This window comes from Nonomuraea glycinis, from assembly GCF_035920485.1.
In the GTDB taxonomy this organism is placed as follows: domain Bacteria; phylum Actinomycetota; class Actinomycetes; order Streptosporangiales; family Streptosporangiaceae; genus Nonomuraea; species Nonomuraea glycinis.
Map to the genome: position 1 here is coordinate 7,193,089 of NZ_CP109166.1, position 24,019 is coordinate 7,217,107.

A 24,019-nucleotide genomic window follows, 5' to 3' on the forward strand; every position below is an offset into this window, starting at 1 on the left:
GCCAGTCGCGGCTGATGGTCAGGGTCCGGCGGCGGGCGTGGCGGGTGAGCTTGGCCGGCAGATGCAGGAGTCGGTAGCGCAGCGTGCTGAGCTTCTCCTTGTAGCACGGACACCTGAGGTGAGGTCACTCAGCGGTGTCTGACGGCCTGTAGAGGGCCTCGAACGTGACCGGGATGGCCAGGACTTGCAAGGTACGCGTGGCAGCATGCCTGGCTAACTCCTTGATCGCAGCTGCGATCTGCATAGCTAGGCGGACGGTCCAGCGCTGATAGCGGCGCAGCAGCCCCCGGAACCCGCTGGCGAAAGGTTCGCCGACAGCCCGGAGTCGGGCACACCAGACGACGCACGCGTACTGACTAGTTAAGACCGCTTCCACCTGCCAAAAGGGCGGCGTCCGGAGGTCAGTCGTGTTCGGTCAGGCGGAACCAGGCCAGTCCGCCTGTCTTGTCGTGTTGGAATCCCCACTCGTCGGCAAGTGTGTCCACCAGCCACAGTCCCCTGCCTCCATCGTCGGCGAGGGCAGAGGCGCGGACGGCGGGCGTGGTGGTGGAGGAGCCGGCGTCGGCTACTCGCGCCGCCAGGTCCGCGACATTCCCCTGGTCACCGTGACGGTGACCGAGCACCGGGCGCATCGCTGCCGGTGCGGCGGGTGCGGCGCTGTCACCGGCGCGGACATGCCTGGGCAGGTGGCGGGGTCCCCGTCGTTGTACGGGCCGAACCTGCGCGCGCTGGCCGCCTATCTGCTGGTGTTCCAGCATGTGCCGGTGGAGCGCTGCGCTCAGCTGATAGCCGACGTCACCGGAGCCCGCGTGTCACCCGGCTGGGTGAGTTCGATCGTTGCTGAGGCCGCGCTGCTGGTCACCGACAGTGTCAAGCTGATCCGTGCCCTCCTCACGCTCGCCCATGTGCTGCACGTCGATGAGACCACCACGAGGATCGGGACGACGCGGCGCTGGCTGCACGTGGCCTGCACCAGCCGGTTGACGCTGCTCGGCTTGGGCGAGCGCTCCCGCGACGGCGTGAACGCCCTCGGCATCCTGCCCGATTTCCGCGGCGTGCTGGTCCACGACTCGTTGTCGCTGTATGACGGCTACCCCGACGCCCGGCACCAACTGTGTGGATCTCACCTGGTCAGAGAGCTGACCGCCGCGGCCGAGGACCACCCCGGCCAGTGGTGGCCCGGACAGATCCGCTGGGCTCTGGCGGAGCTGAACAAGCAGGCCGGCGAGGCCCGCGCGGATGGGCTGACCGAGATTCCACCCGAGCGAGCCAGGGTTTACCTCAAGTCCTTCCACCACGGCCTGCGCGTCGGGCTGTCGTTGCATCCCCGCGTGTCCGGGCGCAAACAGTCCCCGGCCCGGAACCTGCTGGAACGTCTTCAACGGCGGGCCTGTGACGTGCTGCGTTTCGCCGATTTCCCCAGCTGGGTGCCGTTCACGAACAACGCGGCGGAAAGGGCGCTCCGTCCGGTGAAGACGCAGGTGAAGATCTCGGGCTGCCATCAGTCCGAGACCGGAGCCGCCGTCTGGCTGACTATCCGCTCCTACCTCGACAGCGCCCGCAAGCACGGCCTGCCAGCCTTCGACGCGATCCACCGCGCCTTCACCGGCAACCTGTGGATGCCACCCGTCGCACTCGACGCCTGATCAGCTCGAATCACCCAGCGTCACAGACTCTTCTGAATGCTTACCCACAGATTCCCGTGTCAGGTGGCGGACATGGCGCTAATAGTGACGTTTTGTCCTGTTCTTCGCTCGTGTGAGGTCGAGGACGGTGAGGGCACGGGCGGCATCGCGGGACATGTGGCGGATGGCCTGGGCGATGTTGCCGACTCCGGTCAGGCGTAAGGCGCCGAGGGCGAGTTTCTTAAAAATCTTCGCGAAACATCCTGACGGGAGTCCTTCCCCGGCGTAGCGTCGAGCACACAGATGCCCAGCCCGGGAGGTCCTTACATGGCCAGCACAGAGAAGATCAACGAAGCACGGAAGACACTCGCCGACCGGCTGAGAGAACTCCGCCTCCACCCTGCCAATGGCAACACCATGACCGGCGACCAACTCGCCGACGCCATGGGATGGCCTGGCCGCAAAGCCCGCATCAGCAAAATCGAGAATGCGACCCAACTCCCCACCATCGACGACATCAAGGCATGGGCGACCGCATGCGGTGCCGACCATGAGATCCCCGACCTGATAGCGCAGGTGCGCAACATCGACAGCATGTACACCGAATGGCGGCGCCTGGAGAAGACGGGGCTCGGCCAGATCCAGGAGGCGTTCGTCGGACTCTATGAGCGCACCACCCAGCTACGGGTGTGGCAGCACTCTGCGATCCCCGGCCTGCTCCAGACGGAGGCGTACGCCCGCTCCCACCTCGGGACCATCATCGCCTTCCGCGGCATCCCGGACGACCTGGATCGCGCCGTGGCCGCCCGCATGTCGCAGCAGGACAGCATCGGCGGGGTGCGCCGGTTCGTGTTCCTGCTTGGCGAGCAGGCGCTCCACACGCCGATGCTGGACGCGGGTGAGATGCGGGAGCAGCGGGAACGACTCGCCGACTACACCCACGACCACCCGAACGTGTCCCTGGGGATCCTGCCCCGAGACGTTCGCCCTCCGGTGATGCCGCCGGAGAACTTCTGGCTCTACGACACCGCCGAGGTCCGCGTGGATGGGGTGGCGGCTCAGTTCCGCATCAAGAAGCCCGACGACATCGCCGTCTACGAGAAGGCGTTCACTGCCCTGTCCGAGGTGTGCCTGTACGGGGAGGCCGCCAGGAGGCTGATCGACGCCAACGGCTGATCTTTAAGAAACATATCGAAACTTCGTTGAGCTGCAACGACGCAACTCTCTAACGTCAACGGCGAACGCCATCGCAGGCCAGGCACTCGGGACCGCGCCACCCGCCTGGCTCAATGTGGTCACCACCTACGTCGCTCGTGAGGAAATCGCCGTGCTCAACGACGCCTCAACTCAGGCCGCCCTCGACCTCCACAGCGCGGTCGCGAGAGCCGCGGTAGCCGCCCGCGCCGCCGCTGCCCGCGAACCGTTCGAACTCCGTGAGTTGTCCGCATTGCAGAACACCTATCCCGGCTGGGCCATCAGCCGCAGCAGAGATGAGTCCGGCCGGCAGCGGTGGCTCGCCGTGTACGGCGGGCCGCTCACAGACGAGATGCAAGCCGCCAACGCGGCCACCACGATCCTGGAGTCGGACGCCGTCACCCTCGCGGCCACTCTCGCGTGGCAGTCGGCCCTCGTCGGTTCCATGTCCGTGGCACATCAGCCTTCGGCCAGTCCTCCAGCGGGAAGACGTAACTGCCGCGTTTCTCCACCGTGACCACCCAGTCCTGCTCTCGCAGCAACGCAACGGCCCGGCGGACGGTTCCTTTCGCCACGTCGTACTGCTGTATGACCTTCCCCTCCGACGCCCCTGAGCCAGAGGTTTCCGAATGCGATGTCGCACTCGACCAGTCCGGCGGCTTTCTGTTCACGCACCGGCGCACCCGCGAGACCGCCACAGCGGCCACGGTCGCCGACACTGTGATCGAAGGCATCGCGTTGCGGGTTGCCTCCTCGTGGAAGCCGAGGATCATCCCGTTCCAGACGGGCGGCCTCACATGATCGGCTATATCACAATCCCATACGTGATCGCGTTCGCGAACGAACTCGTCGACGACCCGATCCACTTCGAGCCGCATCGCCGAGAAGGTGCCCTACGACTCGCATACAAGACGTCCAGACAGAGCGACAGGATTGACGGGATCCTGCGAGCTCGTGTGCTCGACCTACGCGACCGACCCGACGACGTGCGCGGCCCTGAGCGGATGAAGAAGCTCAACACCCTGCGACAGTGGCGATGCATGGACGCCATGCGATGCCAGGTGTGCGGTCAACCCGCCGTCGACGTTGAGTCCGGCCGCGTCTCCTGGCTGCTCACCGAGACGGTGTTCGAGGCGACGGGCGCGGACAGCGGGCGCACCAACGCCCCACCCACCTGCGCCGGCTGCGTCGACGACGCGCTCAAGCAGTGCCCGATGCTGCAGGACAATGCCACCCTGTTTACCGTGGCCGCCGCGATGCCTGCCGGGGTGCTCGCCGACCTGTACCGTCCCGGCCGTGACCTCACGCCTGTCCTGTACGGCCACAACGTATTCGTCCCCTGGAACTCCGGCCCAGCCGCACATCTCCGTGGTGCGCTGGCCACCTGCCAGGTGGTTCACCTGCACGGTATGAAGGCCGTCACCTAGACAGACCGGCTCCTCCTTCTGCCGTGGATCGCGGGAGCCGGGCATTCGACCCCGGTCCCAGCAGCGCGGACACGGGAACGGGTGGCCCTGCTCTTCCGACCGGAAGGGCAGGGCCACCAACACACGCGCAGCCCGCACCACAACACCACCCGGCCCGCGAAGCCAGAAACCTGGTCGTGCGTGAGCTGGGGCATCACACTCTTGCACGTGAACCGCAAGGCACCACGTATTGGAGACCAACGCTCATGAGGTGGATGCTCGACCACCCCAGCTGGGAGATGTACTCACAGCCTGCGCGCGCCATGCGCACCCCGGCCGGGACCTGGCTGATCCAGGCCACGCCGACGTACCGGCCGGTCCTACTCGACGGCGGCGGCCCGCCTCCCCGACTGGACATCTACGACCCCGTCACGTTGGCGGATCTCCACCTGCCCGCCGGTCTGGCCCGCGCGTTGAATGAGTCGGCTCCCGTCCAGCGGGTCGGCAACGCTGACCTGTGGGATGCACTGGCCACGGCCATCATCCGGCAGGTCATCCGAGCCTCACAGGCCCGAACGATGTACCGGGAGCTACTCGACACAGCCGGGCAGCCCGCCGGGCTGGCGTGCCTGCCCCCTTCTGCGGAACAGATCCTCGCCATGCCCGCCGAGCAGTTCGCCGGCCTCGGGATGGCGTTCAAATGCCGGCCCCTGCATGCCGCCGCCGACACCTACCTGCGCTGCCGCGACGAGTGGGTGACCATGCCCGCCGATGTCCTGGTCAAGGCGCTGCAGACAGTGCCGCGGATCGGTCCATGGACCGCTGGAGCCGCGGTCGCCGATCACACCGGCGATTTCTCCGTCTACCCGTACGGCGACCTTGCCGTACGCACCTGGGCCCGCCGCGCCGACCCGGCCACGGCATGGCCCGACGATGACCCCGGCTTCGCCGCCCTCTGGCGCGCCCTGGCCGGGCCGCACCTGTCCACCCTGACCGCTCTTACCCTCGCCTGGGGAGACCAACGTGTGCATCAACCCGCTCATCCAAGGAACCCCGCGCACTGAACCCGGCAGGCAACTCGACCTGCTGCTCGTGAACGCGCCCCTGCGCGACTACCGTGCCCGGCCCCGCGTCAACGACTACACGCTGCCCGTGCTCGGCATGGCCTACATCGCCACCTACGCCGCCAGCCGCGGCTACCACGTGGGCGTCCTGGACGCCGAGGCCGCGGGCCTGCCCGTTGATGAGACCATCGCCGCCGTCAACCAGGCACGTCCTCGCTGGGCGGGATTCAACCTTCTCGCCCCCACCTACGAGCTGACCGCTGCCATCGCGTCCGCCCTCGATCCCGGCATCCGGGTCATGGCCGGCGGACACCACGCGAAGGCGATGCCGCAACGGATCCTTGCGGACCCGCGCATGGCCCACTGCGATGCGCTCATCCTCGGCGAGGCGGAAACCCGCGTGGTCGAACTACTGGCCGACCACCGCGCCCGCGCCGACCTGCCCGGCGTGATGTGGGTCGACCCGCTCCTCGGCCGACCCGTCACGGGCGGCCGCCCTGGCGCCGGACACCACCTGGCACCTGACATCAACGCTCTCCCATTCGTTGACCGCGCCTACCTCGCGCAGGACCCATACACGGCCGACAACGGGCTCATCGAAGCGAACATGGTGGGCGCCCGTGGCTGCCCCTACGACTGTTCGTTCTGTGGCGCCGCGGTCTCTGCCAACCCGGATGTGACGATCCGCGTCCGCGAACCAGACAACATCATCGCCGAGATGCAGCAGCTCCGCGACCGGTACGCGGTGAGGGCGTTCCGGTTCGTCGACGACCTGTTCCTCGGCGCCGGCCGCGTCATCGACCAGATGACGGCCGCCTTCGACCGGGCCGACGTCGGGCGGTGGGCGGTGTGGGACGCGACCGGCCGGATAAACGTGCTGGACCGGTGCGGCGACGACCGCCTCGCCCAGTTGGCCGCGTGCGGGCTGCGCGAAGTGGCCCTCGGTGTCGAATCCGGGAGCGAGCGAGTCCTGTCCTACATCGATAAGCGCATCACGCCGGGCATGGTGCTATCGGTCGTGGATCGGTTAGTGACTCGTGGCATCAATGTCAAGGGGTACTTCATCCTTGGCTTCCCAGATGAGAGCCGGTGCGAGCTGCTGCAAACGGTCGATCTGATCCACCGCCTATGGAAGGTGGCCGACCGTCGTTCTGGAACGTTCCGGGTGTCCGTTTTCCAGTTCCGCCCGTACCCGGGAACGCCGGAGTGGGGGCGGCTCATGGCCACCGGCCGATACACCGCCGAGCAGTTACTCGCCTACGCTCCTGTTGATCTTGGCGGCGATGACGAAGCGATCCGTGGCCGTGACGAGTTCAACTTCTCCTCCGGCCTGCAATTCGGCGAGGCCGGCGAGGAGGAGATCCACCGCCACCTCGCCGAACTGGCCCGCGAACAGCACGCCCGCACCCACCCCATCGGGAGGCACTGATGTCCGGCCTGTTCGTCACCATCGACGGGCCTGGCGGTGCCGGCAAGTCGACCCTGCTGCCCATGCTGGGCGCCGCCTTCCAAAGCGTCGGCCACAGCGTCCACCTCACCCGTGAGCCGTCCGGCGGGCTGCTCGGCCGCGCCGCCCGCGAGCTCACCAGTGCCTTTCATGGCATGTCCCTGGCATGCCTGGTCGCAGCCGACCGCTTCCACCACCTGGCTGAGGAGGTCGAGCCTGCCCTGGCGCGCGGCGAGGTGGTGTTGTGTGACCGTTACGTACCGTCCTCGTACGTACTGCAGGTCCTCGATGGCGTCCCTCTGGACTACGTCCGCCACTTGAACAGACCAGCCCGCCGCCCAGACGTGGCGGTCATCGTCACTGCCGCCCCGCATGTGCTGGAAGCGCGGCTGCGGACGCGCGGCGCCCACTCGCGGTTCGAGCACGACGGCTCCAGCGGCCCTGAGGTGGCCATGTACGACGAGCTGACCGTAGTCCTGGCCGATGACGGATTTCCGACGTTCAGAATGGACACCGGGGAGTTTTCACCTCAAGCCGCCGTCCAGGCCATCTCCTGCCACGCCAGTACGCTACTGTCACGCATTCAGCAGGCGTAGTCGGCAGCAAGGTGCGTGGCATGACCCAGCGCTATCAGGTGACCGTTGACGTGCACGTCATCCTCGAACGCGGCGCAGACATCCTGGTCTGCCTGCGTGACGGCACAGGCTACCGGGACGGCTGGTACTGCCTGCCCAGCGGCCACCTGGAAGCCGGGGAAACGGTGGTGGACTGCGCGGTCCGTGAGGCCCGCGAGGAGGTCGGCGTCGACATCGACCCGGCAGCACTACGGCCGGCGACTGTGGTCCACCACCTGTCTCCGGAAGGAGCCCCGCGTATCGGCGTGTTCTTCGCGACCAGCTCGTGGGCGGGCGAGCCGGTGAACGCCGAACCGGCCAAGTGCGCGGACCTCCTCTGGGTGTCCGCCCGCCGGCTGCCGGACAACACGGTCCCCTACACGGCGGCCGGGATCAGCCTCTACCAAAACGGCGTCGGCATCGGGTTGCACGGCTGGCCGGCATTCGCCACCCAGTAGGCCGAGCAGGACGGCCCCTCGAGGAGCCCGGTTGCGTGCCTGCCCGTTCGATAGCCCGACTGGGAACGACCCCGCTTTGAAGACGCCGGATCCTGCCTCAGCTCGCATCCGAGCTGAGGCAGGAGTCAGGCCAAGCCCCCGAGGGCAGCGGGCGTCAGTCCGTGACGGTGAGGACCGTGCCGGCGCCGACCGTCAGGCCGCCCTCGCGGATGGCGAAGCCGAGTCCCGGCTCCAGGGCCACGGCCTTGCCCAGCTGGATCGGCACCTCGATGGTGTCGCCCGGCTTGGCGGGCTCGGTCAGCAGCAGCTCGCCCGGCACGTCCGTCGTGCGCAGGTAGAACTGCGGCCGGTAGCCGGAGGCGATCGGCTTGCGCCGGCCGCCCTCGTCCGCCGTGAGCAGGTAGATCCGGGCGGTGAACGACCGGTGACCGCGCTGGCTGCCCGGGGCCGCCAGCACCATCCCGCGCCGCACCTCCCGACGCTGCACGCCGCGCAGCAGGACGGCGGCGTTGTCGCCGGCCTCGCCGCGCTCCATCGTGCGGCCGAACGTCTCCACGCCGGTCACGACCGCGGTGACGCCGGTGTCGAACCCGACGGCCTCCACCGTGTCGCCGACCTTGACCGCGCCGCGCTCGATGGCTCCGGTGACGACCGTGCCACGACCGGTGATCGTGAGCACGTTCTCCACCGGCATCAGGAACGGCGCGTCGACGTACCGCACCGGCACCGGGATGTGGTCGTCCACGGCCTGGAGCAGCGTGTCGATCGACGCCGTCCACACCGGGTCGCCCTCCAGGGCGCGCAGCCCGGAGACGCGGACCATCGGGGTGCCGGAGTAGCCGTGCTCGTCGAGCAGGTCCTGCAACTCCAGCTCCACCAGGTCGGTGAGCTCCGGGTCCGCGCCGTCGGCCTTGTTGACGGCGACGACCAGGTGCTCGACGCCGACCCGCCTGGCGAGCAGCACGTGCTCCTTGGTCTGCGGCATGATGCCGTCCCGCGCGGACACGACAAGGATGGCCCCGTCGAGCTGCGCCGCCCCCGTGATCATGTTCTTCACGTAGTCGGCGTGGCCCGGCATGTCCACGTGCGCGTAGTGCCGGGTGGCGGTCTCGTACTCGACGTGCGAGATGTTGATCGTGATGCCCCTGGAGGCCTCCTCCGGGGTGCGGTCGATCCTCTCGAACGGCGTGTACGTCGCCTGCCCCCGCTCGGCGAGCACCTTCGTGATCGCCGCGGTCAGCGTGGTCTTGCCGTGGTCGACGTGGCCCATCGTGCCGATGTTGAGGTGCGGCTTGTTGCGCACATAGGCCTGCTTGGCCATGATCCCTTCCTTTTTGACTCCTGGACGCGTGGTGACCCGTGTCGGGGCCGCTACCTCCCCCCGCCGGGTCACTCTCAGGACTTACGGGAAGAGGTCAGCGCTCCAGGCCGTCGCAGGCATGCCCGAACGCGCCCGCGATGGCGGGCGTCGTCAGCTGAGCGTGCCGGATCATGAAGACCATAGTGACGGGCTCAGCAACGGGCGGCAATGGATTATTCCGTCCGGCCGCGCGGACGGCATTTGGCCGTGCGGACAACTCGAGCGGGCCCGTTCGTCCTGCAGACCGAAGCAGGCGGCGTGGCACTGGCCTAACGTTCGCCTATGCCCCGCCTCTCGCTGGACGACCTCTTCCGGATCACCGTGCCGTCCGACCCCCAGCTGCGGCCCGACGGGAGCGCCGTCGCCTACACGCTGACCGCCTCCTGCAAGGAGCCGGACGAGAACCGTACCGAGATCTGGCTCGCCGCTCCCGGCGCGGAGCCGCGGCGGCTCGCGGAGGGGTCCGGCGCGCGCTGGTCGCCGGACGGGCGGGCGCTGGCGTACCTGAAGCCTGTGGACGGGGTCCCGCAGATCCACCTGCTGCCCATGGACGGCGGCGAGCCCGCCGTCCTGACCGCCGCGCCGCTCGGCGCGGGCGCGCCGGTGTGGTCGCCCGACGGCGCCCTCATCGCGTACGCCGGCGCGCACGGCGAGGTCGAGCCGCACGCGCCCGTGGTGACGGACCGCCTGGACTACAAGGCGGACGGCGCCGGCCTGCTGCGCGGCGTCACCACTCATGTGCACGTGATCCAGGCCGTGCCCGGTCAGGAGGCGGTGCGGCTCACCGAGGGGGACTTCCACGCCGGCCAGCCCACCTGGTCGCCCGACGGCCGGCAGCTCGCCTTCACCGCCGGGATGGAGCCCGACGGCGACCTGAACCACTCCAGCTCCGTCTACACCGTCGAGGTCACCGGCGGCGAACCCAAGCGGCTCACCGGAACCGACGTGGTCTGCACCGGCGTGTGGTGGCTGGGCGAGCGGCTGGTGGTCGCCGGGCTGCTCAGCCTGGTCGGGCACACCAGGCTGTTCACCCTCGAACCGGACGGGCTGGTGGAGCTGGAGACCGGCCTCGACCGCAACGTCATGACCGGCGGCCCCGGCTACCCGGGTGCCGCGCCGCAGCTGCGCGGTGACGACCTGCTGTTCGCCGCGCGGGACGCGGGCTGCACGCACCTCTACTCCATGCCCCTCGCGCGTCCGGGCGCGGCGGCCAAGCTCGTCGGCGGGGACGTCTCGATCGCCGGCATGACCACCGCCGCCGGACGGATCACCTATGTCGCCAGCACGGCGCACACCGCCGGCGACGTCCACCTGACCGGCGAACAAGCGCCCATCGCCGCGTACGGCCTCGACGGGGTCGAGCTGTACGTGCCGCGCCGCCGTATGTTCACCGCCCCGGACGGCACCCGGGTCGAAGGGTTCGTGCTGCGCGACGAGACGCTGGAGGGCCCGTCACCGCTGGTGCTCGACGTGCACGGCGGCCCGCACAACGCGTGGGCGCCCGTCTTCGACGGCGCCCACCTCTACCACCAGGTGCTCGCCGCCCGCGGCTGGACCGTCCTGACCATCAACCCCAGGGCCAGCGACGGGTACGGCGAAGCCTTCTACACCGCGGCCGTGGGCGCCTGGGGCCTGGCCGACACCGGCGACTTCCTCGCGCCCCTGGACGAACTGGTCGCCGAGGGAGTCGCCGACCCCGACCGGCTGGCCGTCACCGGCTACAGCTACGGCGGCTACATGACCTGCTGGCTCAGCACCAGGACCGGCAGGTTCAAGGCCGCGGTCCCGGGCGGGGCCGTGACCGACCTGACCAGCATGAGCGGCACCTCGGACATGGGCTATCTGCTGACGAAGTTCGAATGCGGGGACGATGTCGTCGCGCAGTCCCCGTTCACCCACGTGGCGGACGTGCGCACCCCCACCCTCCTCCTGCATGGCGAGAACGACGACCGCTGCCCGGTGAGCCAAGCCGAGCAGTGGTTCGCCGCGCTGCGCGAGCAGGGCGTGCCGGTCCGGCTCGTCCGCTATCCGGGGGCGTCCCACCTGTTCCTGCTCAACGGACGCCCCGCACACCGACTGGACTACAACGAGAGGATCATCACGTGGCTGGAGCAATGGGTCACCGGCTCGCCGAGCTGATCGCCGAGTACGAGGTGCCGGGATCGGCCCTCGCCTACCTGCACGACGGTCAGCTCCACGAGTTCGCCGCCGGCGTGCTCAACACCGACACCGGGGTGGAGAGCACCACCGACTCGCTCTTCCAGATCGGGTCGGTCACCAAGGTGTGGACGGCGACCCTGCTGATGCAGTCGATCGAGCGGGGCGAGCTGACCCTGGACACGCCGGTGGCCGAGGTGCTGCCCGAGTTCAAGGTCGCCGACCCCGAGGTCACCAAGACCGTCACCATCAGGCACCTGCTGTCGCACACCAGCGGCATCGACGGCGACCTGTTCCTGGAGACTGGCCGCGGTGACGACTGCGTGGAGAAGTACGTCGCGGCCTGCGCCGACCTGGCGCAGAACCACCCCCTGGGCGTCACCCAGTCCTACTGCAACTCCGGCTTCACCATCGCCGGGCGCATCCTGGAGAAGCTGACCGGCAAGACCTGGGACGAGGTGCTGCGCGAGCGGATCATCGAGCCGCTCGGCCTCACCCACACCGCCACCCTGCCCGAGGACGTGCTGCGCTTCCGCGCGGCCATGGGCCACGTCGAAGGCGGCAAGACCGCCCCGGTGTGGGGGCTCATGCGCTCGGCCGGGCCCGCCGGGGTGATCTGCGCCCGCCCCGCCGACGTGGTCGCCTTCGCCCGCGCCCACCTCGAAGGAGGCCTGCTGAACGACCCGCGGGCCATGTGGGAGCCGCAGATCGACATCCCCAATCCGTACACGCTCGGCAAGCAGTGGGGCCTCGGCTGGATCCTCGACGAGTGGGACGGCCGGCGCGTCATCTCGCACGGCGGCAACACCATCGGCCAGCACGCGATGCTGTGGGCGGTGCCCGACACGGGCACGATCGTCTGCGTGACGGCCAACGGCGGCCACAGCGGCGCCTTCACCAAGGCGGTCGCCACCGAGCTGTTCGCCGAGCTCGACGGCCTGACCGTGCCGGCCACGCTCGGGCCGCCGCAGACCCCGGTCCAGGTCGACACCGCCCCGTACGCGGGCGTCTACGAGCGGGCCGGGTCGCGCATCACGATCACCGAGCGGGCGGGCGAGGAGGGCGGGCTGCGGCTGCGCATGGAGGCGACCGGCGAACTCGCGGCCCTGCAGGGACCGGAGGAGCTCGACCTCGTGCCCGTCGACGAGGTCACCTTCGTCGGGCGCAGGAAGGGCGACCCCGACTGGTTGTCCGCGGTGTTCTTCCAGCTCGCCGACGGCTCCCCGTACGTGCACATGGGCGCCCGAGCCACCCCCAAGACGAGCTGACGTGCGGGAGATCTTCGACGAGGCGGGCGCGCGCGGCTTCGTGCACGCCCGCGACATCGACGGCGACGACGAGGTCGGGCTCGACCCCGACGAGCCGGTGGTGCTCGCCTCGGTGTTCAAGATCCCGGTGGTGCTGGAGTACGCCAGGCAGGCCGCGGCCGGGGAGCTGGAGCGCACCGAGCGGCTGACGGTGACGGCGGCCGACAAGGACGGCGGCATCGGCACCTCGGGCTGCGCCGACGACGTCTCGCTCACCCTCCGCGACCTCGCCCACTTCACCCTGACGATGAGCGACAACGCCGCCACCGACGTGCTGCTGCGCCGGGTCGGCCTGGACCGGGTGCACGCCACCCTCGCCGAGCTCGGGCTGCGGCGCACCCGGCTGATCGGCGGCTGCGCCGAGCTGTTCGCGCAGGTGGAGGCCGAGCTGGGCACCCTGGAGCTGTACGGACTGCCGCGCGAGCTGGTCGAGCCGCTGGCCGTGCGCGACCCCGAGCGCACCACCTCCGGCACGCCCCGCGAGTTCACCACCCTGCTCGCCCGCATCTGGCGGGACGAGGCGGGGCCCGCCGAGGCGTGCGCCGAGGTGCGCAAGATCATGGGCGAGCAGATCTGGCCGCACCGGCTCGCCTCCGGATTCCCCTCGGAGGTCCGCGTCTCCGGCAAGACCGGCACCCTGTGGGGCATCCGCAACGAGGCCGGGGTGGTGGAATATCCGGACGGTGGGCGCTACGCCGTCGCGGTGTTCCTGCGCACCCACGACCTCGGCGAACGCAACGCGCCCGCCGACGCGGCGATCGGCCGGGCCGCACGCGCGGCGGTGGACCGCCTGCGGGCCGGATGACGCTGTACGACGCCTATGGTGAGTGGATGAGCAGCCGTCCACGCGCCAGTCTGGGAAGGATCCTGCACGACCTGGGCAGCACGGTCCTCGACGTGGCCGCCGCCCCCGGTGAGCTGGACGCCGAGGTCACCGGGGTGCACATCTACGACCCGCTCGACGAGCTGCTGGTGCCGCCGGGCGGGATCGTGCTGGCCGTCGGCATCCACCGCGCCGAGGACATCCAATCCCTGCTGAAGTCGGCCGGCCGGGCCGCGGGCATCGTGGTGAAGGTGCCCGTCGACGTCGACGAGCGGGTCCGGGCGGCGGTCGCGGAGACCGGCGTGGCGGTGCTCGGCCTGACCAGGGCCGCCTCCTGGGCGCAGATCGCCGCGCTGCTGCGCTCGCTGCTGGCCGAGGGCGACCTGGCCGAGCCGGGGGAGGAGCCGCACGGCGACCTGTTCGCGCTGGCCAACGCCCTGTGCGCGCTGCTCGACGCGCCGGTGACGATCGAGGACAGGTCCTCGCGGGTGCTGGCCTACTCCGGGCGGCAGGACGAGGCCGACGCCGGCCGGATCGAGACCGTGCTGGGCCGCCAGGTGCCCGAGCGTTACCAGCGCATGCTGGACGAGCGCGGCCTGATCAAGGAGCTCTACCAGAGCCGCGCCCCCGTCTACATGGAGTTGCCCGGCGACCTCACCAACAGGACCGCCATCGCGGTGCGGTCGGGCGACGAGATCCTCGGCTCCATCTGGGCCGCCGTCCACGAACCGCTGACCGAGCAGCGGCACCGCGCGCTCGCCGACGCCGCCAAGGTCGTCGCGCTGCGCCTGCTGCGCGAGCGGGCCGGGGCGGACACCCAGCGGCGGCTGCGCGCCGACCTGCTGTCCACCGTGCTCGCCGGCGGCTCGGGCGCGGCCGAGGCGGCGGGCCGGCTCGGCGTCGCCACGCAGCGGCTGTGCGTGCTGGCGGCCCAGCTGACCGACCTGCCCGAGGCCGACCCGGCACGCGGGGAGAGCGATCGGCAGCGCTTCTGCGACGCGCTCGCCCTGCACGTGGCCACCATCCACCCCAAGGCGGCCGCCGCGCTCGTCGGCTCCGTCGCCTACGCCATGCTCCCTCTCACCTCGGGGCTCCCCCTCACCTCGGGCGACGGCGGCACGGACGAGGAGGCGCGGGCCGTCCGCATCGCCCAGGACTTCCTGGCCAGGGTCGGCCCCCGGCACCCGGCCAACATCGGCGTCGGGCGGCTGGCCGACAGCCTCGGGCAGGTGGCCAGGTCGCGGGCCGACGCCGACCGGGCGCTGCGCGTGCTGCGCGCCCGCGGCACCTCGGGCGAGGCGGCCGGCTACACCACCGTCCACTTCGAGTCGCTGCTGCTGCAGGTCGCCGACGTCGCCAGCGCCGAGGAGCAGACGCCCACCGGCCCTTACCAGCGGCTGCTCGCCCACGACCGCGAGCACGGCAGCGAGCTCGTCACCACGCTGCGGGCCTACCTCGACGCGTTCGGCGACGTCAACCTCGCCTCCGCCCGTGTCCACGTCCACGCCAACACCTTCCGCTACCGGCTCAAGCGGCTCGTCGAGATCAGCGGGCTGGACCTGGCCGACTCTGACGCGCGGCTCACCGTGATGCTGCAGATGCGGATCTTCGGGCCATAGCACCAGATCGGCTGGACATTTCGTCACCGGGCACGAAGAACGCGGCGCAGCCAGCGGACAAGGTGGGGCATCACCTCCCAGTTCCCGGAGTTCCCATGAAAAAAGCAGCAGCGGCCCTCTCGCTGGCCCTGTTCGCCACGGCCTGCGGCGGTGCGGACGCCCCCGCGGACGCCCCCGCGGCCGGGCCGGTCTCCACCAGCGGCACCTTCACCTACGCGATCCCCACGGATCCAGGCGCACTCGACCCGGCCACAGGCGTGCTGTCGGTCACCAACACGGTGCTCTCCCTCGCCTACGACAGCCTGGTCCACACCGCCGCCGACGGCACGCCCGCCCCTGGGATCGCCGAGAAGTGGGAGGTGAAGCCGGACGCCGTCACCTTCACCATGCGCAAGGACGTCACCTGCTCCGACGGCTCGAAGCTCACCGCCTCCAACGTGGCCGACACCGTCAACCACATCGCCGACCCGGACACCAAGTCGCCCATCTACGGCGTGCTCGTCCCCACCGGCATGAAGGCCAAGGCCGACGACGCCGCCGGGACCGTCACCCTCTCCACGCCCGAGCCGTTCTCGTTCATCCTGCAGACCGCCCAGTCGCTCTTCGTCGTCTGCGGCGAGGGGCTCAAGGACCGCTCCAAGCTGGCCCGCGGCACCTCCGGTTCCGGCCCGTTCGTGCTGACCGAGGCCGCGCCGGGCAACCAGTACACGTTCAAGGCGCGCAGGGACTACGCCTGGGGTCGTGACGGCGGCACCGGCAAGGACCTGCCCGAGAAGGTCGTGCTCAAGATCGTGCCGAACGAGCAGACCGCGGCCAACCTGCTGGTCGCCGGCAGCATCAACGCCGCCTCGTTCTACGGCCCCGACCGCACCCGCCTGGAGGCCACGCCGGGCATCAACAAGGTCCTGCCGCCCGTCGGCAACGGCCAGTTCTTCTACCACCAGGGCGACGACCGGCCCGCCAAGGACCCCGCCGTCCGCAAGGCGCTCACCCAGGCCCTCAACCTCCAGGAGCTGTCCGGCATCGCCTCCAGCGGCACCGGACGGCCCGCCAGCGGCCTGGTCCTCGACCCCCGCCCCTGCAAGGGCGACAGCGTGACCGGCCACGTGCCCGCGTTCGACGCCGCGGCGGCCGCCGCCGCGCTGGACGCCGCAGGGTGGAAGGCCGGCGCCGACGGGATCAGGGCCAAGGACGGCAAGAAGCTGACCCTGCGCCTGCTCTACGCGACCACCAGAGGGCCGGGCGTGCAGGCCGCGACCGAGTACATGGCGGCCGCCTGGAAGAAGATCGGCGTCGAGGTGGAGCTCAACGGCCTGCTCGACACCAAGCTCGCCGAATCGCTCAACGTCACCCAGGACTGGGACGTGTTCTGGCTGCCGATCACGGTCACGCTGCCCACCCAGCTCGTCGGCTTCCTGTCCGGGCCGGCCGCTCCCAAGGGCGCCAACTTCGCGCACCTGAGCAACGACCGCTACGAGAAGCTGGTGGCCGAGGCGCAGAAGACGCCCGGCGACGCGGGCTGCAAGCTCTGGCTGGAGTCGGAGTCCGCGCTGTTCGAGAACGCCGACCTGGTCCCCGTCGTGGAGAACACCCTGCTGCTGGCCTCCAAGAACGCCTCCTTCGAGATGGTGGGCGGCCTGTTCGCCGCCTCGACCATCCGGCTCACCCAGGGAAGCTGAGTGGCCGCGACCATCCTGTCGGGCCCCACGAGCCGTCCGGTCCTCCGGCGGCTCGTGCGGTTCGCGGTCTCCCTCGTGGTGCTGGTGCTCGCCTCGTTCGCGATGATCCACCTGATCCCCGGCGACCCCGTGCGGGCCTCGCTCGGCCCGGCCGCGCCGATCGAGCTGGTCGAGGCGCGCACGGCCGCGCTCGGCCTGGACCAGCCGATCCTGACCCAGCTCACCACCTACGTCTCCGGCCTGCTCTCCGGCGACATGGGCACCTCGTTCCTCACCGGGGAGCCGGTCTCCGAGGTGATCGCCGCCAGGCTGCCCAACACGCTGGCGCTCGCCCTGCTCGCCACCGTCATCGCGCTGCTGGCCGCGATCCCGCTCGGCATGTGGGCCGCCGTACGGACCGAGAACGGCCGCCACCGCGGCACCGAGGCCGCCTTCGGCACGGCCACCGGCACCGTCGTGGCCGTGCCCGAGTTCCTGTACGCCATCGCGCTGGTCACCGTGTTCGCCATCACCCTGCGGGCCTTCCCGCCGGCCGGCAAGGACGGGCTCGAGTCGTACGTGCTGCCTGTGCTGGCGCTGGCCATCGGGCCGATCGGCATGATCGCCCGCATCGCACGGGTCGAGACGCTGCGCGTGCTCGGCACCGACTACGTACGGCTGGCCAGGGCGAAACGGCTGCCCGCCGGCCGGCTGTACCTGCGGCATGTCCTGCCCAACACGCTCACCGCCACCCTCACCCTGGGCGGCCTGCTGCTGAGCTCCCTGATCGCCGGCAGCGTGCTGGTGGAGTACGTCTTCGCCTGGCCCGGCCTGGGGCTGAAGATCGTCGAGGCGATCACGCAGAAGGACTACCCGGTGGCCCAGGGCGTCATCCTCGTCTACGGAGCGATCGTGCTGCTCGTGAACCTGCTGGTCGACGTCGTCCTCAGCATGAGCGACCCGACCTCCGCCATCAAGGAGTCCTGATGCTCCGCACCCCCTCGGCGATCGCGGGCACCGTACTGGTCGGCCTCATGGTGGTGCTCGCCGTGATCGGGCCACCCATCTGGGGCGAGCAGGCCGACCTCATCGACGCGGGCGCCATCCTGCAGGGGTCGTCGGCCGCGCACCCGCTCGGCACCGACAACCTCGGCCGCGACCTGCTCGCCCGCGTGCTGGTCGCGGGCAGGTTCTCGCTGCTGCTGGCACTGGCGGCCGCCCTCATCGGGGCCGTCGCGGGCGTCGTGCTCGGCGCGCTGCCGTCCGTGCTGCCGACCAGGCTCGCCCGGCTCGTCACCGGCGCGGTCAACGCCCTGGTGGCCTTCCCCGGACTGCTGCTGGCCATGTTCACCGCGGTCGTCGCCGGGCTCGGCGCGCGCGGCGCGGTGCTCGGCATCGGCGTGGCCATCGCGCCGGGCTTCGCCCGGCTCACCCAGACGCTCGCCGCCTCCGTGGCCGGCGCCGACTACGTCTCCGCCGCCCGCATGCTGGGCGTGCCCCGCCGCCGCATCCTCGTGCGGCACGTGCTGCCCAACATCGCCGAGCCGCTCATCCTCAACCTCACCCAGGCGCTCGGCGGCGCGCTGCTCGGCCTGGCCGGCATGTCGTTCCTCGGGCTCGGCGTGCAGCCGCCGTCCTACGACTGGGGGCGGTTGCTGTTCGACGGGTTCGGCCGCATCTACGTCACTCCCGTGGTGGCGATCGGGCCGGCCGTCGCCGTGGCGCTCGCGGGCATCGGGTTCAACCTGCTCGGCGACACCCTGGCCAGGAGGGCCGCCCGCACGACCGTACCGGGCAAGAAGGCGACCACCTCGGTGGCGGCGGACACGGAGAAGCCCGACGAGGGCGCCGTACTGGAGGTGAAGGACCTGACCGTCACCTTCCCCGGCGGCGTCACCCCCGTCCGGCAGCTCTCGCTGAGCGTCCGGCCCGGCGAGATCGTCGGGGTGGTCGGCGAGTCCGGCAGCGGCAAGTCGCTGACCGCGGCCGCCATCGGCGGACTCGTCCCCTACCCGGGAACCGTCGGCTACGGCCGCCTGCGGCTGTGCGGCAAGGACGTCACCGAGCTCAGCCGCAAGGAGCTCGGCACCTCGCTCGCCATGGTGTTCCAGGACCCGATGGCCTCGCTCAACCCGGCGCTCAAGGTCGGCGGGCAGCTCGCCGAGGTGGCCGTCGTCCACCAGGGCGCCACCCGGGCGGAGGCGCGCGGGCGCGCCGTCGACCGGCTCGGCCACGTCCACCTGCCCGAGCCGGACAAGCAGGCCAAGAAGCATCCGCACGAGCTGTCCGGCGGCATGCGCCAGCGCGCCGTGATCGCGATGGGCCTCATGGGCACGCCCCGGCTGATCATCGCGGACGAGCCGACGACCGCGCTCGACGTCACGGTGCAGCGGCAGATCCTGCGGCTGCTGCGCGAGGTGACCGAGGAGACCGGCTCCGCCGCCCTGTTCATCTCCCACGACATCGCCGTCGTCGGCGAGCTGTGCGACCGGGTCGTGGTCATGTACGCGGGCCGCGTGGTCGAGGAGCTGCCCGTGAACCGGCTCGCCACCGGCGCCGCCCACCCCTACACGCGGGCGCTCATCACCTCCCTGCCGGACATGGACACCGACAGGACGCTCCCGCTCGCCAGCATCCCCGGCCGCCAGCCCGGCCCGGCCGAGGTCGGCGACGGCTGCGCCTTCGCCCCCCGCTGCGCCCTCGCCACCGACCGGTGCTCGACCGAGCGACCCCTACTGTCCGTGTACGGCGACGCGCACCAGGTCGCCTGCTGGGAGGCCAAGTGAAGATCGAGGACCTGACCGTGCGCTTCGGCGCGTTCACCGCGGTCGACTCCGTCACGCTGGAGGTCCCGCCCGGCCGGATCGTCGGGCTGGTGGGGGAGTCGGGCAGCGGCAAGTCGTCGCTGGCCAAGGCGGTGAGCGGCCTGGTGCCGTACTCCGGGAGCATCACCGGGGCCTCTCGGGTGCAGATGGTCTTCCAGGACCCGTACGCCTCGCTCGACCCGCGCATGAAGCTCGGCGAGTCGGTGGCGGAGGGCCTGCTGCGGCTGCCCGGCCAGGCCAGGGCCGCCGAGGTGGCGCGGCTGCTCGACCTGGTGTCACTGCCGGCCGAGGTGGCGGGCCGCTACCCACGGGAGCTGTCCGGCGGGCAGCGGCAGCGGGTCGCCATCGCCCGCGCCCTCGGCGCCGAGCCCGACCTGCTGGTCGCCGACGAGATCACCAGCGCGCTGGACGTGTCGGTGCAGGGCTCGGTGCTCAACCTGGTGCGGTCCCTGCGCGACCGCCTCGGGCTGCCGATCCTGTTCATCTCCCACAACCTGGCCGTGGTGCGGTACGTGTGCGACGAGGTCGCGGTCATGCACGGGGGCCGCATCGTCGAACACGGACCAACCCTGGACGTGGTCTCCGAGCCCGCCGACCCCTACACCCGCATGCTCCTGGAGTCGGTGCCACGGCTGCGCCGCTGAGGGAAGGGCTCGTCTTTACGGCTTGATCAATCGACGTGAGGATGGCCGCCGCTCAGGTAGTCGTTGAGCTGCCGCCACTGCGTCGGATGGATGTCCAGACCTGGCAGGGCCTCCGGGGCGACCCAGCGGACTTCGCTCGCCTCGTCGTTGGCCAGCGGTTCGCCCCGGACGGGACGGGCGAGCAGCATGATCTCGTACTCCTGGCGGACCTCGCCGTCGGTGTAGGCCACGATGTGCCCGGGATCGGAGTAGATGCCGAGGATGCCCGCGGGCTCCACGAGCACGCCGGTCTCCTCCTCGACACTGCGCCTGCGCCGCCGATCTCGAACTCTGACCGCTGGATCACGCTCCGCCGTGCGGAACTCGCCTCGGCGCTCGGGGGGGTGCGGGGGCGTGCCCCCGTGAACGCGGCCCGAGCTGGTTTGCGCGTAGCGCTTGGATCGTGAGGACCATGCCGTTGCGGCCGGAGGACGCAGGGGTCGCCCTCGCTGGACGCAGCCCGGGCCGCCGTCCCGTGCCTGGTGAGGACTGCTAGAGCGGGATCCACTCCTTGGCCGTGGTGACCTCGTCCAGCAGGCGCTGGACGGGCTCCACGCCGATGCCCGGTCCGGTCGGCACCGTCAGGTGGCCGTCGGCGAGCTCGAACGGTTCGGTGATGTCGGTGGCGTAGTAGCGCCGCGAGCCGGACGTGTCGCCCGGCAGCGTGAAGCCGGGCAGAGCGGCCAGCGCCACGTTCGCGGCCCTGCCGAGACCCGTCTCCAGCATGCCGCCGCACCACACCGCGATCCCGTTGGCCTGGCACAGGTCGTGGATGCGCCTGGCCTCCAGGTAGCCGCCGATCCGGCCAGGCTTGATGTTGACGATCGAGCACGAGCCGAGCGCGATCGCGGCCGCCGCGTGCTCGGCCGACTCGATGGACTCGTCCAGGCAGATCGGGGTGCGCAGCAGCTTGGCGAGCTTGGCGTGCTGCACGAAGTCGTCGTTGGCCAGCGGCTGCTCGATGAGCAGCAGGTCGAAGTCGTCCAGCCGGGCCAGCTGGCGGGCGTCGACGAGCGTGTAGGCGGCGTTGGCGTCCACCTGGAGCAGGACGTCGTCGCCGAACCGCTCGCGCACCGCCCTGACCGGCGCCACGTCCCAGCCGGGCTGGATCTTCAGCTTGATCCGGACATAGCCCTCGTCCAAATAGCCCGCGACCGCGTCGAGGAGCTGCGGGACGGAGTCCATGATGCCGACCGAGACGCCGCACGGCACCCGGTCCCGGGTCGCGCCCAGGAACTGGCCGAACGACTCGCCGGCCGCCTTGAGCTGGGCGTCGAGCACGGCGGTTTCCACCGCCGCCTTGGCCATCCGGTGGCCCTTGATGTGCTCCATGGCCCGGCCGGCGGACTGGGCGTCCACTTCGGCCGGCAGGGCGGGCAGCAGGAAGCGGCGGATCACTTCCGCCGCGGCGTCCACGTACTCGGAGGAGTAGAGCGGCTCCGACATCGCCACGCACTCGCCCCAGCCCTCGGCGTCCGGCGTCACGACCCGGACCAGCAGCACGTCGCGGACCGTCTCGGTGCCGAACGAGGTGCGGAACGGCGCGACGAGCGGCATCGCGATCCGGCGCAGCTCAACTCCTGTGATCTTCACGCACTCTCCACTACATAGAACGATTTATCGTGAAATCCCGTGATTTTCCGTCCGTCGGCCAGCATGCCGCCCAGGACGTCCCGTACGGCATGCCGCCACGCCTTCGCCGTTCCCGGGTCCACGCGGCGCAACCCCTCGACGTCCTCCGGCACGGCCACCAGTACGGTCGGGGCGCCCTGGTGCGGCCGGTACGCCGGGCGCCCGCCCTCATCGGCCAGCGCCACCACCGCGCCGTCGGGCAGCGCGGTGGGTACGGCGGGCGCGGTGAGCGTGGTGAGCGTGGTGGGCATAGCCGGCACGGCTGGCCCGGTGCCGCGCCGTACCAGCGCCTCGACGTGCGGCGCGGTCAGCGGCCAGACGGCGAGGACCCGGTCGGACTCGTCACCCCGGTTGATCGAGTCGTCCATGATCCCGTAGAAGGCGGGCAGGTACTCCTCCGGCATGGCCCCGAGTTTGGCCAGGTTGAAGTGGGCGTTGCGGCGCACCAGCGGATCGAACGTCCAGGTGATCCGCCCCAGTCCGCGATCGAGCGCCCACTGCCGCTGGTGCAGCTTCAGCGCCAGCCCCGCGCCGGGAGCCCCCGACACGCCCGTGATGTGTGAGTGCAGCGCCGAACCCGCCGCGAAGAACGCCACGGACGCCCCCACCAGCCGGTCGCCGACGAAGGCGCCCGCCGTGTAGTTGCCCGCGTGCGACAGAGCCAGCATCAGCTCCACAGTGATCGGCTGCCCGCCCGGATCGAAGTGCCAGATGTCCTCGAACAGCGCCATGACCTGCTCGAACTCCCCGATCCCGTGGAGCTCCCTGATGGCGATCAATGCCGTCGTCCCTCTCGGTGCAGCGGATGTCATCGCGACGGTACGCGACGGCGCGCGCGAGGGATTCGTGCCAGACCACCAAGAGGGCGACGGTCTTCGTCGGCGTGCCCTACGCCTCCAGGCCGGGGCTTGCCCGGGGTGCCCACGCGTCCATGCGGTGGGCTTGGCCGGGGGCCCCTGCGCACGCCCCCATGCCGGGGCTTGCCGGGGCGCTCGGCGACAGCCCGCACGCGTTCCGCTCGGGCGCGGGCCGGCCGCGCCGACCTTCAGCGGTCGAGGACGCGCAGGGTGTGCGGGCTCGTCGTCAGGACCGCCGCCGCCTGCGGCGTGCAGGCCGCGACGTCCGCGAGGCGCGCCCCGAACAGATCGGGTACGTAGATCGCCGGCTCGACGCAGAGCGTCATCCCGGCCTGCAGGGCAGTGCCGTCGCCGGGGAGCAGCCGAGGGGACTCGTCATGACCGAGGCCGACGCCCCGGCCCACGCACGGGGCCGCGAACCGGCCGTACCCGCTGCCGTCGATCACCTCCGTGACCGCCGCGGCCACCTCGTCGGCCGCCACGCCGGGCCGTACCGAGCGCAGGGCCGCGTGATGCGCGGCGAGCACCACCGAGTACATGGCCTCGAAGTCCTCAGGCGGCTCGGCGACGGCGAAGACGCGGGCCACCTCGGCGCAGTAGCCGTCCCACCGGCCGCACAGCGACATCAGCAGCGCGTCACCCGGATTGATCACCCGCGCGCCCGGCAGGTGGCCCGGCCGGGCGGTGTGCTCGCCCGCCGCCACCCGTACCGACAGCACCTCCTCGCACCCGGTCTCCAGCAGCAGCGCCCGCAGCCTGGCCGCCATGGCCCGCTCGGTGGCGCCGAACCAGGCCAGCTCGCCCACCCCGTCCAGCACCGCCTCCGCCGCCCGCGCCGCCCGGCCCACCGCGTCGACCTCGTGGGGCAGTTTGCGCAGCCTGAGCGGTTCCAGCACGGCGCCGGCGGGCACCAGCTCCGCCTCGATCGCCAGCCCGAACAGCTCACGCACCCGCATCTCCGGATCGACGCCCACCCGCCGCGCGTCCCCGGGCACGTACGGCGCGGGATCGTCCGTCTCGGCCACCGCGTCCATGGTCACCACCAGAAAGCTCGCACCCCGCCCGCCGAGGAACCGGAAGTCGGGCGAGGGCCGCAGCACCAGCGCGTCCACTCCCTCCCGCGCCATGGCCCCCCGAACGGCGGCCAGCCGATCCCGAACCACCCGGGAACCCCCCGAATGCACGAAGTCGGTGGTCAGCGAGTCCGGGTGGGGGGTGTCGGTAGTCGAGGGGGTGGGGTCGGAGGGGGTGGCGCCTGGGAGGGGGGCGTCGGAGGTCATGGTGGCTCGT

23 protein-coding genes are annotated in these 24,019 nt (G+C 70.9%); 17 read left to right on the top strand and 6 right to left on the bottom strand.

What is annotated here, in order from left to right:
* Positions 1–401: 401 nt before the first annotated feature.
* Positions 402–623, bottom strand: coding sequence for an ATP-binding protein (locus tag OHA68_RS33665; RefSeq protein ID WP_327103844.1), 222 nt, complete (start codon positions 621–623; stop codon positions 402–404).
* Between OHA68_RS33665 and tnpC the strand changes: the two genes are divergently transcribed.
* The 9 genes from tnpC to OHA68_RS33710 all read left to right on the top strand — a co-directional run bounded on the left by tnpC (position 606) and on the right by OHA68_RS33710 (position 7,808).
* Entirely contained in the window at positions 606–1,646 is a 1,041-nt protein-coding gene (gene tnpC, locus OHA68_RS33670) for an IS66 family transposase (RefSeq protein ID WP_327103845.1), read from the top strand. The two genes, OHA68_RS33665 and tnpC, sit on opposite strands and share 18 nt — an antisense overlap.
* Before the next feature lie 306 nt (positions 1,647–1,952).
* Positions 1,953–2,801: a helix-turn-helix domain-containing protein gene (locus tag OHA68_RS33675; protein ID WP_327103846.1), complete on the top strand. Its 849-nt coding sequence runs from the start codon at positions 1,953–1,955 to the stop codon at positions 2,799–2,801.
* 151 nt (positions 2,802–2,952) lie between these two features.
* The gene (locus OHA68_RS33680) at positions 2,953–3,336 is read left to right on the top strand and encodes a hypothetical protein (RefSeq protein WP_327103847.1); all 384 of its coding nucleotides are present in this window, start codon (positions 2,953–2,955) and stop codon (positions 3,334–3,336) included.
* Between the two features lie 71 nt (positions 3,337–3,407).
* Complete coding sequence (locus OHA68_RS33685) at positions 3,408–3,620, top strand: hypothetical protein (protein ID WP_327103848.1); 213 nt, start codon at positions 3,408–3,410, stop codon at positions 3,618–3,620.
* A gap of 23 nt (positions 3,621–3,643) precedes the next feature.
* Positions 3,644–4,246, top strand: coding sequence for a hypothetical protein (locus OHA68_RS33690; RefSeq protein ID WP_327103849.1), 603 nt, complete (start codon positions 3,644–3,646; stop codon positions 4,244–4,246).
* Between the two features lie 245 nt (positions 4,247–4,491).
* On the top strand, positions 4,492–5,289 hold the full coding sequence (locus tag OHA68_RS33695) for a DNA glycosylase family protein (protein WP_327103850.1): 798 nt from the start codon (positions 4,492–4,494) through the stop codon (positions 5,287–5,289).
* Positions 5,249–6,718, top strand: a complete 1,470-nt coding sequence (locus tag OHA68_RS33700) for a B12-binding domain-containing radical SAM protein (protein WP_327103851.1) — start codon at positions 5,249–5,251, stop codon at positions 6,716–6,718. The genes OHA68_RS33695 and OHA68_RS33700 overlap by 41 nt, the downstream gene beginning before the upstream one ends.
* A complete protein-coding gene (gene tmk / locus OHA68_RS33705) occupies positions 6,718–7,332 on the top strand; it encodes a dTMP kinase (RefSeq protein ID WP_327103852.1) in 615 nt (204 codons plus the stop codon). Before OHA68_RS33700 ends, tmk begins: the two co-directional genes overlap by 1 nt.
* 20 nt (positions 7,333–7,352) lie before the next feature.
* Positions 7,353–7,808, top strand: a complete 456-nt coding sequence (locus OHA68_RS33710; RefSeq protein ID WP_327103853.1) for an NUDIX hydrolase — start codon at positions 7,353–7,355, stop codon at positions 7,806–7,808.
* A 154-nt stretch (positions 7,809–7,962) separates the two neighbouring features.
* Here OHA68_RS33710 and tuf read toward each other — a convergent pair whose 3' ends face one another.
* Positions 7,963–9,129, bottom strand: a complete 1,167-nt coding sequence (tuf, locus tag OHA68_RS33715; protein WP_327103854.1) for an elongation factor Tu — start codon at positions 9,127–9,129, stop codon at positions 7,963–7,965.
* A gap of 321 nt (positions 9,130–9,450) precedes the next feature.
* Here tuf and OHA68_RS33720 point away from each other — a divergent pair, with 321 nt between their 5' ends.
* The 8 genes from OHA68_RS33720 to OHA68_RS33755 all read left to right on the top strand — a co-directional run bounded on the left by OHA68_RS33720 (position 9,451) and on the right by OHA68_RS33755 (position 20,201).
* On the top strand, positions 9,451–11,307 hold the full coding sequence (locus tag OHA68_RS33720; RefSeq protein ID WP_327103855.1) for a S9 family peptidase: 1,857 nt from the start codon (positions 9,451–9,453) through the stop codon (positions 11,305–11,307).
* A complete protein-coding gene (locus OHA68_RS33725) occupies positions 11,271–12,593 on the top strand; it encodes a serine hydrolase domain-containing protein (protein ID WP_327103856.1) in 1,323 nt (440 codons plus the stop codon). The genes OHA68_RS33720 and OHA68_RS33725 overlap by 37 nt, the downstream gene beginning before the upstream one ends.
* A gap of 1 nt (position 12,594) precedes the next feature.
* Complete coding sequence (locus OHA68_RS33730) at positions 12,595–13,437, top strand: serine hydrolase (RefSeq protein WP_327103857.1); 843 nt, start codon at positions 12,595–12,597, stop codon at positions 13,435–13,437.
* Between the two features lie 26 nt (positions 13,438–13,463).
* The gene (locus OHA68_RS33735) at positions 13,464–15,074 is read left to right on the top strand and encodes a PucR family transcriptional regulator (RefSeq protein WP_327103858.1); all 1,611 of its coding nucleotides are present in this window, start codon (positions 13,464–13,466) and stop codon (positions 15,072–15,074) included.
* 95 nt (positions 15,075–15,169) lie between these two features.
* The gene (locus tag OHA68_RS33740; protein ID WP_327103859.1) at positions 15,170–16,753 is read left to right on the top strand and encodes an ABC transporter substrate-binding protein; all 1,584 of its coding nucleotides are present in this window, start codon (positions 15,170–15,172) and stop codon (positions 16,751–16,753) included.
* Entirely contained in the window at positions 16,754–17,719 is a 966-nt protein-coding gene (locus tag OHA68_RS33745) for an ABC transporter permease (protein WP_327103860.1), read from the top strand.
* On the top strand, positions 17,719–19,518 hold the full coding sequence (locus OHA68_RS33750; RefSeq protein WP_327103861.1) for a dipeptide/oligopeptide/nickel ABC transporter permease/ATP-binding protein: 1,800 nt from the start codon (positions 17,719–17,721) through the stop codon (positions 19,516–19,518). The genes OHA68_RS33745 and OHA68_RS33750 overlap by 1 nt, the downstream gene beginning before the upstream one ends.
* Positions 19,515–20,201 (top strand): ABC transporter ATP-binding protein, encoded by a 687-nt coding sequence (locus tag OHA68_RS33755; RefSeq protein ID WP_327103862.1) that lies wholly within the window; start codon positions 19,515–19,517, stop codon positions 20,199–20,201. Before OHA68_RS33750 ends, OHA68_RS33755 begins: the two co-directional genes overlap by 4 nt.
* Before the next feature lie 26 nt (positions 20,202–20,227).
* On the opposite strand, the gene OHA68_RS33760 is transcribed toward OHA68_RS33755, so the two are convergent.
* The 4 genes from OHA68_RS33760 to OHA68_RS33775 form a co-directional block, all read right to left on the bottom strand.
* Positions 20,228–20,677 (bottom strand): NUDIX domain-containing protein, encoded by a 450-nt coding sequence (locus OHA68_RS33760; protein WP_327109589.1) that lies wholly within the window; start codon positions 20,675–20,677, stop codon positions 20,228–20,230.
* Between the two features lie 55 nt (positions 20,678–20,732).
* Entirely contained in the window at positions 20,733–21,833 is a 1,101-nt protein-coding gene (gene menC / locus OHA68_RS33765; protein WP_327103863.1) for an o-succinylbenzoate synthase, read from the bottom strand.
* A complete protein-coding gene (locus OHA68_RS33770; RefSeq protein ID WP_327103864.1) occupies positions 21,830–22,651 on the bottom strand; it encodes a GNAT family N-acetyltransferase in 822 nt (273 codons plus the stop codon). The genes menC and OHA68_RS33770 overlap by 4 nt, the downstream gene beginning before the upstream one ends.
* 266 nt (positions 22,652–22,917) lie before the next feature.
* A complete protein-coding gene (locus tag OHA68_RS33775; protein ID WP_327103865.1) occupies positions 22,918–24,009 on the bottom strand; it encodes a M24 family metallopeptidase in 1,092 nt (363 codons plus the stop codon).
* Positions 24,010–24,019 lie beyond the last annotated feature (10 nt).

Excerpts from the sequence above, each read along its gene's own strand:
- OHA68_RS33720 (WP_327103855.1), top strand. The coding sequence starts at position 9,451 with ATGCCCCGCCTCTCGCTGGACGACCTCTTCCGGATCACCGTGCCGTCC.
- tmk (WP_327103852.1), top strand. The coding sequence starts at position 6,718 with ATGTCCGGCCTGTTCGTCACCATCGACGGGCCTGGCGGTGCCGGCAAG.
- OHA68_RS33775 (WP_327103865.1), bottom strand. The coding sequence starts at position 24,009 with ATGACCTCCGACGCCCCCCTCCCAGGCGCCACCCCCTCCGACCCCACC.
- OHA68_RS33710 (WP_327103853.1), top strand. The coding sequence starts at position 7,353 with ATGACCCAGCGCTATCAGGTGACCGTTGACGTGCACGTCATCCTCGAA.
- OHA68_RS33735 (WP_327103858.1), top strand. The coding sequence starts at position 13,464 with ATGAGCAGCCGTCCACGCGCCAGTCTGGGAAGGATCCTGCACGACCTG.
- OHA68_RS33740 (WP_327103859.1), top strand. The coding sequence starts at position 15,170 with ATGAAAAAAGCAGCAGCGGCCCTCTCGCTGGCCCTGTTCGCCACGGCC.
- OHA68_RS33685 (WP_327103848.1), top strand. The coding sequence starts at position 3,408 with ATGACCTTCCCCTCCGACGCCCCTGAGCCAGAGGTTTCCGAATGCGAT.
- OHA68_RS33675 (WP_327103846.1), top strand. The coding sequence starts at position 1,953 with ATGGCCAGCACAGAGAAGATCAACGAAGCACGGAAGACACTCGCCGAC.
- OHA68_RS33695 (WP_327103850.1), top strand. The coding sequence starts at position 4,492 with ATGAGGTGGATGCTCGACCACCCCAGCTGGGAGATGTACTCACAGCCT.
- tuf (WP_327103854.1), bottom strand. The coding sequence starts at position 9,129 with ATGGCCAAGCAGGCCTATGTGCGCAACAAGCCGCACCTCAACATCGGC.
- OHA68_RS33750 (WP_327103861.1), top strand. The coding sequence starts at position 17,719 with ATGCTCCGCACCCCCTCGGCGATCGCGGGCACCGTACTGGTCGGCCTC.